The sequence below is a fragment of the Pseudomonas sp. NY8896 genome (genome assembly GCF_039634505.1).
The window spans coordinates 1,221,288-1,237,167 of sequence record NZ_CP132350.1; the positions used below are offsets into that span (position 1 = coordinate 1,221,288).

The following is a 15,880-nucleotide window of genomic DNA, read 5'->3' on the forward strand; positions in this document are numbered from 1 at the left end:
GGGATTCTGGCTTACAACAAGTCGTACTGCTTGAGCTTCTTGCGCAGGGTGCCTCGGTTCAGCCCGAGCATCTCGCTGGCCTTGGTCTGGTTGCCCTTCACGTAGTTCATCACGCTTTCGAGCAGGGGCGCCTCGACTTCGGAGAGCACCAGGTTGTACACGTCCGTCACGGTCGCGCCTTCCAGGTGGGCGAAGTAGTTGTGCAGCGCCTTCTCGACGCTGTCGCGAAGGGTCTGGCCCTCTTCGCTCGGCGTGTTGAGGTGCTGTTTCAGGTTGGCGTTGTCGCTCACGGGCGTTGTTCCACTCACAAATGTCTCGGTCATCATCGTCATGCGGCCACCCCTTGTCCGTCCTCTGTCTCAAGGCTCTGTCGACGTTCGCTGAAAAACGCGCGAACGTTGGCGCACTGCGCTTGTGTGTCTTCCAAAGCGTTGAACCGGGAGCGAAACTCCTTGCCGCCGGGTCGTGTTGCCAGGTACCAGCCAACGTGCTTGCGGGCGATACGAACGCCCATCACATCGCCATAGAAGGCATGCAGCGCGGCCAGGTGCTCCAGCAGGATGCGTTCCACTTCGTCCAGCTGCGGCGCTGGCAAATGTTCGCCAGTGCGCAGGTAATGCTCGATCTCGCGAAAGATCCATGGCCGCCCCTGGGCAGCCCGGCCAATCAGCAGGCCATCGACCCCGGTGGCGTCCAGCACCGCTCGGGCCTTTTCTGGCGAAGTGATATCGCCGTTGGCAAAAACCGGGATTGACACCGCCTGCTTGATGGCAGCGATGGTGTCGTATTCGGCATCGCCGGTGTACAGGTCGGCGCGTGTGCGGCCATGCACCGCCAGCGCCTGGATGCCGGCCTGTTCAGCGATCTTCGCCACGTTCAGGCCGTTCTTGTTCGCCCGGTCCCAGCCGGTGCGGATCTTCAGGGTCACCGGAACGTCCACAGCGCCGACCACGGCATGGAGGATCTCACTGACCAAGGCTTCATCTCTCAATAAAGCAGAGCCTGCAGCTTTGTTGCAGACTTTTTTTGCCGGGCAGCCCATGTTGATATCGATGATCTGGGCACCCGCTTCGACGTTGGCCTTCGCCGCCGCCGCCATCATCTGCGCATCACCGCCGGCGATCTGCACCGAGCGTGGCTCGGGATCGCCTTCATGGATGCGGCGCAGGCTCGACTTGCGGCTGTTCCACAGGCTCATGTCGCTGCTGACCATTTCCGACACCACCATGCCGGCGCCCAGGCGCTGGCAAAGTGTACGGAAAGGCTGGTCCGTGACCCCGGCCATGGGCGCGAGGATCAGGTTGTTACGTAGTGTGTATTGGCCGATGCGTACCGCCGACATAGGTGATCCCTGTTGTGGGGCCGAATCTTGGAGTTCGAAAAAGGGTTGGCATGATACCCGCTCTCGGTGACCGGATAAAGATGGATTTGGATAAAATCTGAACAGTTGTCGGCTTATGACATTTGGTAAGCGCGGGGGCTTGTTACTGCGTTGCAGCCCCCGGCAAGCCGGCCCTTCATTCCGGCGAACGGAAGCTCAGGCTGTAATTCACGGCCTTCGGCCCCGGGTCGAGGATGTCCAGGGCGATGTGGATTGGCGTCTGGCTGGGCATTTCGCCACGCCCTGCCAGTTCGCCGGACAGGTACTCGCTGGGCTTGAAGCGACGGCTGGCGATCAGCTGGCCATTGAGGTCGGCGAAGCGCAGCTCCAGCAGCGGGAACGGCTGGGCGAAGGGTGCGCGGTTGTAGATGATCGCGTCGACGATCAATGCGCCCTTGAAGTCCGGGTGGCTACGCACCACCAGGTTGCTGCTCTTGATACGGGCAATGTCGACGCGGGTGGGTACCTGGCAGCCGACCATCGGGCAGATTTGCTGGAAGATCGGCCGATACTGGTCCTGGCGGGCCATTTCGTCGAAGTGGAACCACACGTACTGAAACGCCAGCAGGCCGGCGGCCAGCAGGGTCAGAAAACCCCACAGCAGGCGCTTGCCCCAGTTAGGCGCGGGCTTTTCCCAGCCCAATTGCAGCGGATCGTCGACCACGTCGACCAGTGGCTCCTTGCGCGAGGGGCGTTCGGCTTTGCCGGTAAGGCCCGGTTCCAGGCGCTCCCCGGGCAGTACCTCGACGGGTTCGTCGTCGCGCGCCGACAGGTGCAGCGCCAGCGGCTCATCGTCACGGGCACTCAGGCCTCTTTCCGGGGTTTCGTCATCGCTGGCGCGCAGCGGTTCGCCGAATGCGGGCTGTTCATCGGTTTCGGCCGCGCGGTGCGCGGGCGGCTCGTCTTCGATGTCCAGGTCAAGGTTGCTGCCCAGGGTCGGCTCGGTGCGCTCGCCGGGTGCAGGGCCCAGGTCCAGCTCAAGGGGTTCCGGCTGCAGCAATACTGGGGCGGGCTCTGCCGGGTGCTGCTGCTCGAAGGGCTCATCGGTGGCCGTGCCGAACAGGTCGTCTGCGTGCTCGTCCAGGTGCAGTTCGTCGCGCCGTGCCTGCAGCCCGTCATCCTGGCTGGCCGGGCGTGTCGGGGCGGTTTGGCCGCGACGCTCCAGGCGTTCCAGTTCCTTGTCGAGGTCAAGCTCGTCCAGCGCCTGGGCGGTAAGCGCCCAGTCCTGGTCAAGGGTACTGCTGCGTACTTCGACGGCAGGCTCAGGGGTACTGGCAGGCTCGATCAGCGGCTCGGCAGGCGCGGCAGGTGCCGGCGCAGGTGCCGCAGCCGCGGCCGCGCTGGCGGTACCGGCACGGTTCTGCTCCAGCAACTGCTTGGCGGCGTTGAACACCTGCAGGCAGTGACCGCAGCGCACCACGCCACGGGCCACGCTCAGCTGGTGGTGGGTGACGCGAAAGCTGGTCTGGCAATGCGGGCACTGGGTGACGAAACTGTCGGTCATGCGGCAATCCGGGAGCTGTGCAGAAAAGTATTCTAGGCCCGCTTAGCGGCGCCGACCACTGATGCGCACCCAGCCGTCGCGCACGACGATAGGGTCCAGATCAAAGTCGGCGGCGTAGGCGGCGGCTACTTCCTCGCCCTGCTCGGCAAGGATACCCGACAGCGCCAGCAGGCCACCTGGGCGAACCAGGCCGGACAACTGCGGTGCCAGCGACACCAGTGGGCCGGCGAGGATGTTGGCGACCAGTACGTCGGCCTGCATCGCTGGCATGTGCTCGGGCAGGTACAGTGCCAGCTTCTCATCGGCAACGCCGTTGCGCTGGGCATTGTCGCGCGAAGCCTCGATGGCCTGCACGTCGATGTCGGTGCCTACCGCTTCACGGGCGCCCAGCAGCAGTGCGGCGATGGCGAGGATGCCCGAGCCGCAGCCAAAGTCCAGCACCTGGGTGCCGTCGAGTTGCTGGCCGTCGAGCCATTCCAGGCACAGAGCCGTGGTGGGGTGGGTGCCGGTACCGAAGGCCAGGCCTGGGTCGAGCAACAGGTTGACGGCATCTTTTTCCGGGGCTTCGTGCCAGCTAGGCACGATCCACAGACGGCGGCCGAAGCGCATCGGCTGGAAGTTGTCCATCCAGCTGCGTTCCCAGTCCTGGTCCTCGATCACCTCGGCTTGGTGTTCGGGCAGCTCGGCGCCAGTCAGCAAGCGCAGGTGGGCGAACACCTGCTCTGGGTCGGCATCGGCCTCGAACAGGGCCAGCAGGTGGGTGTGCGACCACAGCGGTGTGGTGTTGAGGTCGGGTTCGAAGATCGGTTGATCTTCGGCATCCATGAACGTGACCGAGACGGCGCCTACTTCAAGCAGGGCGTCTTCGTAGGTTTCGGCTTGTTCCGGGCTGATGGCCAGGCGTACTTGCAGCCAGGGCATGGCGGGCACCTTTGGTAAATCGACAGGGGCAGCCCTTGGCTGCGCGAAGGCTGGCAGTTTACGCGAGTGCGCAGGGTTTGTAGAGGAGGCCGGGCGCACACCCTGTGGGAGCGGCTTTAGCCGCGAACACCGGCAACGCCGGTGCCATGCCACGCAGCGGATGCTTCGCGGGTGAGCCCGCCCCCACAAGTACCGTGCGGCCTAGACGAAGCAGAGCGAGAGCGACTCCGCTATATAAGCAGGCTTTTCTTCGCCGTCGATCTCCAGCGTGGCAATCGCCTTGAGCAGCCACTGCCCCGGCTTCTTCTCCACCACCTCGGCCAGGTCCACCTTCAGCCGAACCTGGCTGTCTACCTTGACCGGCTGGATGAAGCGCACGCTGTCCAGCCCGTAGTTCACCACCATCTTCAGCCCTTGTGGCAGGACCAGGATGTCCTCGATCAGTTTGGGAATCAGTGACAAGGTCAGGAACCCGTGGGCGATCGTGCCGCCAAACGGGGTTTTCGCCGCTTTTTCAGGGTCGACATGGATGAACTGGAAGTCGCCAGTCGCCTCGGCGAACAGGTTGATGCGCTGCTGGTCGATCTTCAGCCAGGCAGAGCGGCCCAGTTCCTTACCAACGTACTGCGAAAGCTCTGTAACCGGTACATAGGGCATCGCGGACTCTCCGGGTTGTCAGTTGGTACGAAAGTGCAAGATCAGCACGGCGAACCGTTTCAGTCAAGTTGCCTGCTTTTCGGCGAATATCGGTCTATAGCCGCGCGTGCTTATAATGGCGGCCATGCCCGAGGGAGATGCTTATGCTGTTGCGTGGTTTGACCTGGCTGGTGCTGTTCCAGCTTTTGGGGACGGCGATCAATCACCTGTTTGTGCCGTTCTTGCCTGGGCCGATCATCGGCCTTTTGTTGCTGCTGTTCTTCCTCATGGCTCGCGGCGAGGTGGGCAAGCCGCTGAACGAGGCCGCCAGTAGCCTGTTGCGCTACTTGCCGCTGTTGCTGGTGCCGCCGGCAGTGGGGGTGATGGTGTATGCCAAGGACATTGCCGCCGACTTCTGGGCGATTGCCGGGGCCTTGCTGATTTCTTGTCTGATGACCCTGGTGTTCGTCGGTGTGCTGATGCAAAAGCTCATCCATCGCCAGGGCAAGCGTGAGGAGCAGCCATGATGCTCGACTGGCAAGGTGCACTCGATGCGGTCGTGCATCACCCGTTGTTCGGCATCGGCATCACCCTTGGGGCCTACCAGGTGGTGCTGGCAGCCTACGAGAAAACCCGCTGGATCTTCCTGCAACCTGTACTGGTATCGATGTTGCTGGTGATCGGTGTGCTGCTGTTGTGTGGCATCGATTACAGGGAATACCGCAAGAGCACCGAAATCATGAACATCCTGCTGGGGCCCGCCACCGTGGCCTTGGCTGTACCGCTCTATCTCAACCTACGGCGTATCCGCCAGCTGTTCTGGCCGACATTTACTACGCTGGTAGTCGGAGGCCTGTTCGCCACGCTCTGTTGCCTGGTGCTGGGCTGGTGGTTCGGTGCCGAGCACATGATCCTGATGACCATGGCGCCAAAGTCGGTCACCTCGCCGATCGCCATGCTGGTCGCCGAGCAAATTGGCGGTGTGGCGGCCCTGGCAGCGGTGTTCGTGCTGATTACCGGGGTAATCGGGGCCATCTTCGGCCCGGCCCTGCTAAGCCGCTTTGGCGTGCACAGCCCCGAGGCGCGCGGCATGTCGCTGGGGGTGACTGCACACGCGGTGGGCACTTCGGTGGCCCTGCAGGAAAGTGACGAATGCGGCGCCTTTGCCGCGCTGGCGATGAGCCTGATGGGCGTGGCCACGGCGGTGTTCCTGCCGCTGGCAGTCAGCCTGGTGGCTTGAGGAGTTGTGATGACGCTACCGCTGTTTCCGCTCAATACCGTGTTGTTTCCCGGCTGCTTTCTCGATTTGCAGATTTTCGAGGCGCGCTACCTGGACATGATCGGGCGCTGCATGAAGCAGGGCGAAGGTTTTGGTGTGGTGTGCATCCTTGAAGGGGAGCAGGTCGGCAAGGCTCCGCCAGTGGTGGCCTCGATCGGCTGCGAGGCCGTCATTCGCGACTTCGTGCAGCAGGACAACGGCTTGCTGGGTATCCGTGTCGAGGGCGTGCGACGCTTCAATCTGGGAAGCACCGAAGTGCAGAAGGACCAGTTGCTGGTGGGGCAGGTGCAATGGCTGCCGGAGCAAGTGGACAGCCCGTTGCTCGAGGCCGATGACGACCTGATGGCGCTGTTGGTGGCGTTGGGCGAGCACCCCATGGTCGAGGCGCTGGACATGCCGCGCCCGGTGGATGGGCGCCAGGCGTTGGCCAATCAGCTGGCGTACCTGCTGCCGTTCATGGAAGAGGACAAGCTGGATCTGCTGGCAATCGATTCGCCGCAGCTACGGTTGGGGGAGATCCAAAAGCTGCTGGAGCGGATTCAGGGTGAGCTATTCGCCTGATGGTTCTGTTTTGCTTGTGCCTGCCCCTTCGCGGGTACTCCCCGAAGGGGCAGGCACTGGCGACCTCAATATTGGTACCTGAGCAAAGCCTGTGGCAGTGCATGCATGGCAAAGAACGCCAGCAAGGCCAGGCACGCCGGCAACACCAGCCACCACACCCGCAGCGGCAGGGCCGGTAGCGTCTGCTGGCGCTGTACCAGGGTCAGGCTAAGCGCGCACACGCAACATGCCAGCAAGGCCCCAGCCAGGATGTCGGTCGGCCAGTGCGCCCCCAGGTAAACCCGTGACAGGGCAATCGCCAGCGCCGGAATACAACCCAGCATCACCCAGGTCAGGCGCATCCGTGGCGGCTGTCCGCGCCCGGCCAGCACTGCCATCACCAGAAAGAACGCGAACGACGCCGAACTGTGCCCGCTGGGCATGCTGTAGCTGGTCAGCGGGTCGGTCAACACTTCCGGCCGGGCCCGGGCAAACAGCCATTTCAGGGTGCCGTTGGCGATCGCCGTGCCCATCAGTGCGCCGGCGGCGAAAAACGCATGCCGCCACTGACGGGCAAGCAGCAGCAGGCCGGTCAGCAGGCCGCCGAGGAACAGTTGGGTGCGGAAGTCGCCCAGCCGCGTCACCAGGACCACAATGCCATCGATGGCCTGGCTGCGATGTTCCTGCACCAGTGTCATCACCCCTTGGTCGAACTCATGCAGGTAGGGCCAGCCGAGGAACACGCCGGCCAGGGCGATGAAACTGAGGGCGGCCACCAGCCGAGTACCGTGGCGCTGGTCACGCAGGCTACTGTTCAGGCTCAGGCCGATCAGCACCGCCAGGGTACCGGCGATGATCCCGGCATCCAGCCAGAAGCCTTCTGGCAGAGGCAGGCGCATGGCAGCACCGGTGGCCCAGCCGGGCAGTAAATACGCGACCGACCAGCCGGCGCCCGCCACCAGGCTGACGGCGATGAAGCGCGGCAGTGGCATGTCGAACATGCCGGCGACCATGGGCAGCATGGGCCGCAGCGGACCGATGAAGCGGCCTACCAGCAGGCTGGCAATGCCGTAGCGCTGGAAGTAGCTTTCGGCGCTGCCGATCCATTCCGGGTGGTGACGCAGCAGGGGCAGGCGGCGGATGTTCTGGTGGAAGTACTTGCCCACCGTGTATGACAAGGCGTCGCCCAGCAGGCCACCTAGAAAGCCCAGCAGCAAGGTTTCGCCCAGGGTGAATGCGCCGCTGCCGGCCAGTACTGCGACGGCGAACAGCAGCACGGTGCCTGGCACGATGATGCCGGCGATGGCCAGGCATTCAATGCAGGCGATCAGGAAAATCGCCAGACCAAGCCACTGGGGGTTGGCGCTTAGCCAGCCGGTCAGGCTGTCGAGCCATTGGCCCATGTTCAGCTTCCTTGTTCGAGAATGAAGAAGTCACGGCCTTCGACTTGGCCGCGACGTAACGGGTTCCGCGTGCAGAAACGCGCGTACTCGGCGTCGACGAAGCGGTACGGGAGGTGCTCGTCGCGCCCGTGTGGGATGCCCAGGCGGGCGGCCTGGATCACCCGGGGCACGGCGTTGCCACAATCCTCGACGTACAGGCGTTCGGCGTCGAAACGCTGGGCGTCCCAGTGCGGTACTTTCAGGCCCAGGGCCCGGCACAGCAGGGTCTGGCCGGCGCACAGGCGCTCATCCGGGCGCAGCTTGCCGCTGGCGTCGGGGTTGTTCAGCTGCATCTGCGCCAGGCTGTTGGGCCCCGAGAGGGCGTCCTGCCAAGGATAGGCAGACTTGATCAAGTCTGTCGTATAATACCTGTAACGCCAAGGCTCACAGGTATCAAGCAATGCCGCGTCTAATCTCATACGTTCGTATGTCCACAAGCGAGCAGTTAAAGGGGTTCTCGCTGGAACGCCAGCGGAACCTGATTGCAGATTTTGCCCGAAAAAATGGGCTATCGCTTGAAGATAGTCATATTCTTGAAGACATTGGACGTTCATCGTTTTCGGACGATACAGAGCAAAAAGAACTTACAAAATTCTTTGAAGACCTTGAAAAAGACAAATTCCAACCGGGTGATGTTTTTGCTTTAGAAAACATTGACCGTTTAACACGGCGTGGCCCAATTGACGCTTTAATGAAGGTTAATCAAATAATTTCAAAAGGTTTGAAATTAGCGATTATCAGTGATAAAGAACAACGTATCCTTGAAGAAATTGACGTTTTCTCAATCATTACATTGTCGATTGACGCATCCCGTGCAAATAAAGAAAGTCAGGTCAAATCCGATAAAGGTTTACAGAATTGGGCTTTTAAACGTGAGCTTGCTGCTACTCATAAAATTGCTATGACAGCCCAAGCACCAGCTTGGATTGATACAGAAACATATTACATAATGGACGAAACAAAGAACAAGCAAGTAAAGCGTCGTCGATATGTTTTGAATGAAGACAAAGCCAAAACCGTAAGATTGATTTTTGAGCTATTCCAAAATGGCAATGGTTCCCTGAAAATCAAAAACATTCTCAATGAACAGAACATCCCAACATTCAAAGGAATTGAGTATTGGGAACCTTCTACAATCTCAAAAATAATTAGAAATCCAGCAACATATGGAATGTATCAGCCCAAGAAACAAAATACAGGAAAACGTGATTTGGTAGCTATTGGCGAACCAATTGAAAACTATTTCCCAGCAGTAATAAGCAAAGAAATATTTGACCAGTGCCAACAAATCACTGCTACAAACACAACCAGAAAAGGACGCAGAGGTAAACTATTCACAAACCTTTTCACAGGTTTATTGAAGTGTGCCGATTGTGATGGTCCTATTCATTTGCTCAATCCCGGCATTGATAAACGTGCAAAAAACCCAAAACCAGTAAACTACTTAATTTGTAAAAAAGGTAAGTTCACTAAAGAGTGCATCACAAAAAGACTTCGTTATGAAGACTTTGAGAATGTAATGCTTAAAGCTATCCAAGAAATCAATCTTGCAGATGTTCTACATGAAAATAATCCACTTGAAAACCTAATCAAGCAACAAAGGAACTTACAAGCAGATATTGAGAAAAAGAAAAAACTGCTTGAAAACTTTGAACGCAACTTTATTGAGAACGATGGTGATTTACCTTCGTTTATGATTGCACAAGCTAAACAAGCAGAAATAGACATTAAATCTCTTGATATTGAAATCAAGTCTATTCAGCTTGAAATTTCACAGTTAAATGTTTACAACTCAAACATTGATAATGCAATTGATGAATTGAAAGTTAATGGCACCTATGAGGCACGTTCAAAAATCAATCTTATATTGCATGAGATAATCAAACATATCGTCATTGATTTTGAACTTGATGATTATGGTGTGATGTTCAAAAATGGTGCCAAGCGATTCATTAACAATGGCATTATTCAAAATGTGTTCAGGACAGAAAACACCAAGCAACGTGATGATGAAATCAACGAGATTTTGAATCACAAGAACTAATTTACTATCTGCTTTTATTTCCAGAATACGGCCACCTTCTTAGGTGGCTTTTTTATTCCTATACCTTTCCTATACCAGTCCTAGGCAGTCTCCTAGGTAGCTTCCTAGACACGCCATCAATAACTATTGTTCCTATACACTATTGAAATCTTTTAAACTTGAGTTAGCATAATAATATGAAGTCAAGAGAAAAGAAGGCGAGCAATGGGAATGTATAGGAAAAAACTTCGTTTTTATCCTACCGTTCAAAAGTCTTCGACATTTTTCACTTACTTCCCTGCTCGATTTTCTGCACTTCGTTTGAAAATAAAATCAAAAGCAGGTAGCTGAAATGTCTTCGGACATTCCAGAAAATAAACATATTACGAGGACAACTATGAGTAAGAAAAAAAGAAATGGTGAGCAATTTAATGTCAGAGTTTCAAAAGAAGCAAAAGACAAAATTGTTGCTAATGCAGCTTTGCTGGGCATTAGTCAGGCGAAGTACATTGAACATCTAGCAGTTAATGGGTGCAATGTTATCGAGATAAGAAATGAAAGATTTATCGAGTATGTTGGGAAGGCAGAGGCTGACTTGAATAAAATGGGAAATAATTTAAATCAAATGGCAAGGGCAATTAATTTGGGGAAAGTGGATTTGGTAGAGAAAAATATTGAGTTGTTCAATAATGCCAAAAAAACCTTTGACCAACTTTATTCAAAGCTTGTTGAGCACGAAGAAAAAATCACTTTAAAATAAACAGCCGCAGGATAGTATGATAAGAGAGAAATTGAGCACGCAGAAGTCAAAAGGAGAAACACAAAACACCCTTGGATATGCTTTGAAGAAATCAGCCCTTATAGAGAGCAACAGACTTCAAACAGGAACAACGCAAGAATTTATAGAGTTTCTAGCCAAGAAATTCGATAAGGCTTGCAAAGGCAAGCAGCAAAATACCAGTTTTCACGAAATGGTATCTTTTGACCCATCCGACAAAATCACACCCGAACAAGCTCTTGCCATAGCAAAAGAACTTTATTCAGATACTCACGGATTAAACCGTGAGCACGCTTTTGCTGTCCATACAGACACTAAACAAATCCATGTCCACTTTGTATGGGCACCCAGAGACTTCAACAATAAAATATATAATCAAGTTGATGATTACAGAATTATTGAAGCTAAATTGACTGAGCTTGAACATAAGCACAATCTATTTAAAGTCGAAAATAGGAAATCTTTAAACCCTGACTTAGAAACAAAACCACCAGAGAGCAACCACGAAAAAGCTCTTGAAGTAAGAGGTATCAAATCACATAAAAAACAATTCAAGTCTCAAATTGAAAAAGCTTTCATTGGTGCAACCACAACAACGGCTTTCCTTGCTAACCTTCACAAGCAAGGGTTTGACATTATCCCGAATGGACAGAACTCCTATTCATTAGAAAAAGAAGGCCAAACATTCAAGGCCAGTGAGTTAGGTATTCAACACTCGAAACTAAAAAACAAGCTTCAAGAGCAGCACCAATTCAGTCAATTGATGGAGCACTATTCAAAAAAAGCTCGTAGATACAATGATGAATTAAACCTTTCTACAAATGAAGATGTTGACTTTCTTAAAAAGAATAAATACAAAACCGTCCTTGAAAAGAAATTTACACATCAAGAATCCGGCAACAATGTGGAGCACTTCTTTAAAAACTCTACCAGCCAGAAGGCTTTTGAATACCACAAAGACCCTTCAAAAGTTACATTTCAAGACTTATCAAGAGACAGTATAAAAGCTGGACTTCAACGCCTAACAACTGACATGAAGAAGCCGGGGCCGCTCTATGTGAATGGCCCAGAATACGCAAAAAAGAAAATGTGGATGGAGTTCAAGATGATGAACCTTGAAGATAAAGGTTTCACATTGTCAGGATATAAACCCACTCAACAAGACTTGAAAGAGCTTGAACAAAGAAAAGCTGACTATGAATTACAAGCTCAAAAATGGAAGACCAAGAAAGCCGTAGAGCCACCTAAACCAGTTGAGCCTGTCGTGCCTACACCCGTTGAGAACGCACTAGAGAAGGCCACAGAACCAACAAGTCAGGTTGAACAAGAACAGGTTGCACCTACTAATGATGATTTGATTGATGACTTGATGAAAGAGTTTGAGCTATCCAACCCTATACCTGTCGCAGAGGCTCCTACGAAAGTCATAGAGACACCTAAACCAGATGAGCCTATTGCGAGTGACCTTTACACACCGATTGCCCCAGAGCCGCTTGCAGAGCCTGAAAGTCGCAAGATTGATGGCGACTATTCAACATACTCTGATGATGAACTTGTTGAAGCGTTTGAAGGCATACAGAAAAAACTTGATAAGAAACTCTTCACTGGAACCAGCAAAAGTGATATTGCCGGACATAGATACGTGGACAGACAAAATCTAATCTATGAAAGAAAGGGCGAGGTGAAACGCCAATATGATTTGAGGCAGGACTTTTATGAAGTGTTTGATGAAATTAAGGAAAGAGACCCAGCAGCAGCAAAACAGCTTGAACAAGCATTTAAAGCACATATGGCAAACAAAAGAGCAGTAACGTTTGACTTAAAGCCACAGTTAAAAAAATAGCCCTATCAGGGCTTTTTATTTGTTAATTCTTTCAAGTTCTCTTGTTTACTGACATGCTCCATACGATTCAAGATATACGCCATCAAAACCCTTTTGTCTTAGGTCACTGACTAATCTTTCCGCATAATCATTATTTTTTACGCAAGAATAAGTTTTTGATTTAGGGATACTGACAAAAACCTTGCAACCGTCCCTGTGAACAGGGTCAATTATCGCAACATATAAATCACTAAATTCATGTGATTTGTAAGAGCTTTCGGAATAATTCATCGCTAAAAAATTTATCGTTGGTTGCACTCTGTCATCACACAATTCAGCACCAGTTTTTTCAACTGGAGTTTCATTTGAGCTGTCAGGATTTTCAGGCGTTACTGGATCGACAGGATTTGAACCCACATCGCTCGGTCTTGTGAATGTGATACTGTCATCAGTTAAAAAACCACCAGATGCTTGCTCGATTGGGATTTTAACAATATATTCAGCATTTGCATTAAATGTTGTTGCTATTGCGATTGCTATTACTAAGTATTTAACTCCATTCATATATCCCTCATTGCTTATTAGTTCTCTTGTATTTCTTTATCTCAACATCAAGATGTATGTTGGTTTCAAAACCATTAATCCTGTAACTTTTCACATATTGCTCTATGCAAGCATTTAGAAAACTTGCTAATGAAAAATCGTTTTTCTTTGTGATTTCTAATGCCTCATTCATTAGCCCTTGCTCAGATTTCAATAAATAAACCTTAACCTTCCTTTTCATATAACACCTTTGTTCTAGTATTACATCCATTAAATCATGCAATTGCAACTTGTCAATAGATGTATATACTTTTATTTAAGTTGGCGTAATAAAACCAGCGTTAGCTGGCTGACAGAGTTCAGATTGATTAGACCTTTAAGCAGTTGTCCCAATACTCATAAGGAACCTTACTTTGGTCTACCAAGGCTTTAAATTCGCCGTCAACGGTATCATAAAATAAGTCGCACTCGCTATCATTGTGTATGCTCTTAATATTCTCATACATACCATCTATGCCAAATTTTTTAATAGACTTTAAGACTTCTTTCTTTCCGCTAGCCACTAGTATTAATTTCATATTGTTGTTCTCCAGTTTGTTAGTTACAATGTAACATGCGATTATAAATAATCAATAGATAAATATATATTTATTTTCCGGCTGCAGTATCAAACAATGAAACATCTACTATCTTGCAAGTTGATTTGATATCAATTACTTCATCAGTCACCAAATCAATTATGTATTTACCTGCTAGACTTTTTCCAAATACATCGCCCAGCAAATCATCTTTCATGATTTGTATTTCATTGAAGACCCTCATTATTTTTAGCTTTCCATTAACAAACATCGAGAAGCCAATAAAGTCGTTTTTCTCAATAAACATGAATGCTTTATCAAGGTTTTCATTTTTACCTTTAAAAAATGGTTTTCTTTTTAATTCTCTCCATAATGAAAGCGTGTTTTTAACGCCGAACATTGCATATCTACGCACACCCCACAAAGCTTGAACAGCTCTAACTTTTTTGTGATTTGAAATTTCCAACTTATCTATATTTAGAACGCCGCCCTTCAACTCGAAATCCATATTGAATGACTTAGTTAGATATTTCATCACGTATGATGTTGCCTTGCTTTTCTTTGTGTCAATTTCTTCAATTCTAACGGCATTTTCAGAATGCCTAAAATGTTTGTTAATCAATATGACTAATTCGTCAAAATGCTTTTTGTTTACATACATTAAAGCGTGCTTGTGAAAACATTGGTCTTTGTGTGGCTCGACAGCCCAGAAACCATTCATCTCAATCTTATGTCTATGGATGTCTTTTCTAAAAGCATTCCACAAACCTTTTAAATAGTCATTGCTTTCTTTTGGCGTTGAACCATCCCAAGAACTAACGCCTTTTGACGGCATTGGGTGAAACCTTGCCGGAGCGGTAAAAGTTATGAAAAGAGGCTTGTAGTCAAGTCTCTTTGCGTATGCGTCTAATGACATAACTTGAATATATATCTCAGCAAATCTTTGTTTTTCAGTGCTTGCTACTTTTGATAGCGGGATTTTCTTGTTGTTTGCATAGACAACGTATTTGCTCAATATGTATTCATATTGTTTTTGTTCGTCAGTTTCTCTATTGCGAACAACTTCATCACTACAAATCTCATATGCTTGACCCGAACCAATTAAACCTGAGTGCATCTTTGAAAGTTCGCTTCGTTGCTTTTGTATCCTTTTTATTTGTGATTTGAGCTTTTTCTCATCAGTAATATTGATTAGCTTGTCTTTTATAGTTGACCCTTTGATATCTTTAATTTTGATGTTGTAGCCAATATTCCAGTTATGATTTATATGTGAGAGCACGTTTTCGCCGCACTCGTCATTTTTGAGATTTCTTTTCTTAATAATGAGATTTTCTTGAATTCTCTTGAAAACAAACGTGATATTTTTGACGATTTCGTTCAAATCGCCATCGAGAGCATATTTATGCTGTATCTTCCAACATTTATATTCTTCGCAATTTGCAACCCAAGTCTTTTTTTGCTCAAGATTTCGTATTTCTTTGACTAATGCTTTATGGTTTCTTTCTGATGAATTGTTTAACTTGTTTTGATAATATTCCTTCGAAGTCAGTTTCTTTTCGATAGCTCGCTCATAAACATACTGTGCCTCGCATTCTGCAAAGAATAATTTAGCAGTGAGATTTTCAAGTGTTATGCGATGCGGAATAAATATCATAGTTTAAAATGTGGTTTCATATATATACATTTACCACAGGACAAAATCTTGTCAATAGAAGTATATATTTAATGCAGCTTATATTTTCAAGAAGCAAAATAGTTAAATTATCCCATAAAATCAGCTTGCGACACTTATTTAAGAGTTATCCAAGGAGAGCAAAATCAAAATCAAAAGCAAAAAAAAACCAGCATTTTGCTGGTTTGTTTAAATTATTTCTGTTTGGGTTATGTGATATGCAGCAACGAAATGCGTTAAAAATTTCGTTCCGTTTCGTGTTCCACCCCTTCCACTAACAACATAAGCAATAGGCTTGGCATTAGCCTTTACTTTTCTATTATTTAATCTCCAATATCCCGCAGTATCAATATCTTGCGGCTTCACATTAAAAAGCAAACCTTTTTGTCTTTCGTAAAATTTCAGTTGTGGATTATCCTGCATCAATCTCTCTTTTTCATTTATCAATCTGTCAATTACTGCTTTTCTTCTCATATTGTTATATATATATTGCCTTGCTATCAATATAGCATTTTTTTATAAAAAATCAAATCGCATGTAACTATAAGTAATATTCAAAAGCATCAAAGTCAAAAGCATCTGGGTATTGCGAACTTTGTTCGCTAATTAAAACCATGGCGTCGATGTTTAGTAACATTCCTGAAAGTCAATTTTATAACTGTTCTTTGGTTCGGGGATATGTCCCCGAGCCTCAAAAGAATTTGGTGCTTCAAAAGTCATCAAGGCTAGTAATTTTTCTAAAAATTAAAATTCATAAAATA

General features: G+C 49.9%; 16 protein-coding genes and 1 pseudogene. 6 read left to right on the forward strand and 11 right to left on the reverse strand.

From position 1 onward, the window contains the following. Positions 1 to 11 precede the first annotated feature (11 nt). The 5 genes from fis to Q9451_RS05445 all read right to left on the reverse strand — a co-directional run bounded on the left by fis (position 12) and on the right by Q9451_RS05445 (position 4,463). On the reverse strand, positions 12 to 332 hold the full coding sequence (fis, locus tag Q9451_RS05425; protein WP_012274390.1) for a DNA-binding transcriptional regulator Fis: 321 nt from the start codon (positions 330 to 332) through the stop codon (positions 12 to 14). Continuing rightward, positions 329 to 1,342: a tRNA dihydrouridine synthase DusB gene (gene dusB / locus Q9451_RS05430; protein ID WP_012274389.1), complete on the reverse strand. Its 1,014-nt coding sequence runs from the start codon at positions 1,340 to 1,342 to the stop codon at positions 329 to 331. Before dusB ends, fis begins: the two co-directional genes overlap by 4 nt. Before the next feature lie 175 nt (positions 1,343 to 1,517). Then, positions 1,518 to 2,885, reverse strand: coding sequence for a DUF3426 domain-containing protein (locus Q9451_RS05435; protein WP_012274388.1), 1,368 nt, complete (start codon positions 2,883 to 2,885; stop codon positions 1,518 to 1,520). A gap of 42 nt (positions 2,886 to 2,927) precedes the next feature. Beyond that, positions 2,928 to 3,806, reverse strand: coding sequence for a 50S ribosomal protein L11 methyltransferase (gene prmA / locus Q9451_RS05440; RefSeq protein WP_012274387.1), 879 nt, complete (start codon positions 3,804 to 3,806; stop codon positions 2,928 to 2,930). Between the two features lie 201 nt (positions 3,807 to 4,007). Beyond that, a complete protein-coding gene (locus Q9451_RS05445) occupies positions 4,008 to 4,463 on the reverse strand; it encodes a MaoC family dehydratase (protein WP_012274386.1) in 456 nt (151 codons plus the stop codon). 143 nt (positions 4,464 to 4,606) lie between these two features. Between Q9451_RS05445 and Q9451_RS05450 the strand changes: the two genes are divergently transcribed. Genes Q9451_RS05450 through Q9451_RS05460 form a run of 3 tightly spaced genes read left to right on the forward strand, consistent with a single transcriptional unit; the run spans position 4,607 to position 6,282 of the window. After that, the gene (locus Q9451_RS05450) at positions 4,607 to 4,969 is read left to right on the forward strand and encodes a CidA/LrgA family protein (RefSeq protein WP_012274385.1); all 363 of its coding nucleotides are present in this window, start codon (positions 4,607 to 4,609) and stop codon (positions 4,967 to 4,969) included. Next, positions 4,966 to 5,682 carry an LrgB family protein gene (locus tag Q9451_RS05455; RefSeq protein WP_012274384.1) on the forward strand — a complete coding sequence of 239 codons (717 nt, stop codon included), beginning with the start codon at positions 4,966 to 4,968 and terminating at the stop codon, positions 5,680 to 5,682. Before Q9451_RS05450 ends, Q9451_RS05455 begins: the two co-directional genes overlap by 4 nt. A gap of 9 nt (positions 5,683 to 5,691) precedes the next feature. Continuing rightward, entirely contained in the window at positions 5,692 to 6,282 is a 591-nt protein-coding gene (locus Q9451_RS05460) for an LON peptidase substrate-binding domain-containing protein (RefSeq protein ID WP_012274383.1), read from the forward strand. Positions 6,283 to 6,347: 65 nt separating this feature from the next. Here Q9451_RS05460 and Q9451_RS05465 read toward each other — a convergent pair whose 3' ends face one another. Next, positions 6,348 to 7,664, reverse strand: coding sequence for a bifunctional DedA family/phosphatase PAP2 family protein (locus Q9451_RS05465; protein ID WP_012274382.1), 1,317 nt, complete (start codon positions 7,662 to 7,664; stop codon positions 6,348 to 6,350). Positions 7,665 to 7,666: 2 nt separating this feature from the next. Then, positions 7,667 to 8,056: pseudogene (locus tag Q9451_RS05470) on the reverse strand (DNA-3-methyladenine glycosylase); the annotation flags it as partial. Positions 8,057 to 8,103: 47 nt separating this feature from the next. Between Q9451_RS05470 and Q9451_RS05475 the strand changes: the two are divergent. From Q9451_RS05475 to Q9451_RS05485, 3 genes are all read left to right on the forward strand, one after another. Then, a complete protein-coding gene (locus Q9451_RS05475) occupies positions 8,104 to 9,747 on the forward strand; it encodes a recombinase family protein (protein ID WP_345960889.1) in 1,644 nt (547 codons plus the stop codon). A 376-nt stretch (positions 9,748 to 10,123) separates the two neighbouring features. Next, positions 10,124 to 10,486, forward strand: coding sequence for a plasmid mobilization relaxosome protein MobC (gene mobC / locus Q9451_RS05480; RefSeq protein WP_160290982.1), 363 nt, complete (start codon positions 10,124 to 10,126; stop codon positions 10,484 to 10,486). Positions 10,487 to 10,517: 31 nt separating this feature from the next. Beyond that, complete coding sequence (locus Q9451_RS05485; protein ID WP_345960890.1) at positions 10,518 to 12,347, forward strand: relaxase/mobilization nuclease domain-containing protein; 1,830 nt, start codon at positions 10,518 to 10,520, stop codon at positions 12,345 to 12,347. A 45-nt stretch (positions 12,348 to 12,392) separates the two neighbouring features. Here the strand turns inward: Q9451_RS05485 and Q9451_RS05490 are convergent, their stop codons facing one another. The 4 genes from Q9451_RS05490 to Q9451_RS05505 form a co-directional block, all read right to left on the reverse strand. Beyond that, entirely contained in the window at positions 12,393 to 12,890 is a 498-nt protein-coding gene (locus tag Q9451_RS05490) for a hypothetical protein (protein ID WP_131727726.1), read from the reverse strand. 7 nt (positions 12,891 to 12,897) lie between these two features. Further along, entirely contained in the window at positions 12,898 to 13,110 is a 213-nt protein-coding gene (locus Q9451_RS05495; RefSeq protein WP_156342111.1) for a hypothetical protein, read from the reverse strand. A gap of 407 nt (positions 13,111 to 13,517) precedes the next feature. Next, positions 13,518 to 15,101, reverse strand: a complete 1,584-nt coding sequence (locus tag Q9451_RS05500; protein WP_060498522.1) for a replication endonuclease — start codon at positions 15,099 to 15,101, stop codon at positions 13,518 to 13,520. Positions 15,102 to 15,308: 207 nt separating this feature from the next. After that, on the reverse strand, positions 15,309 to 15,542 hold the full coding sequence (locus Q9451_RS05505) for a hypothetical protein (protein WP_131727727.1): 234 nt from the start codon (positions 15,540 to 15,542) through the stop codon (positions 15,309 to 15,311). Positions 15,543 to 15,880: the final 338 nt, after the last annotated feature.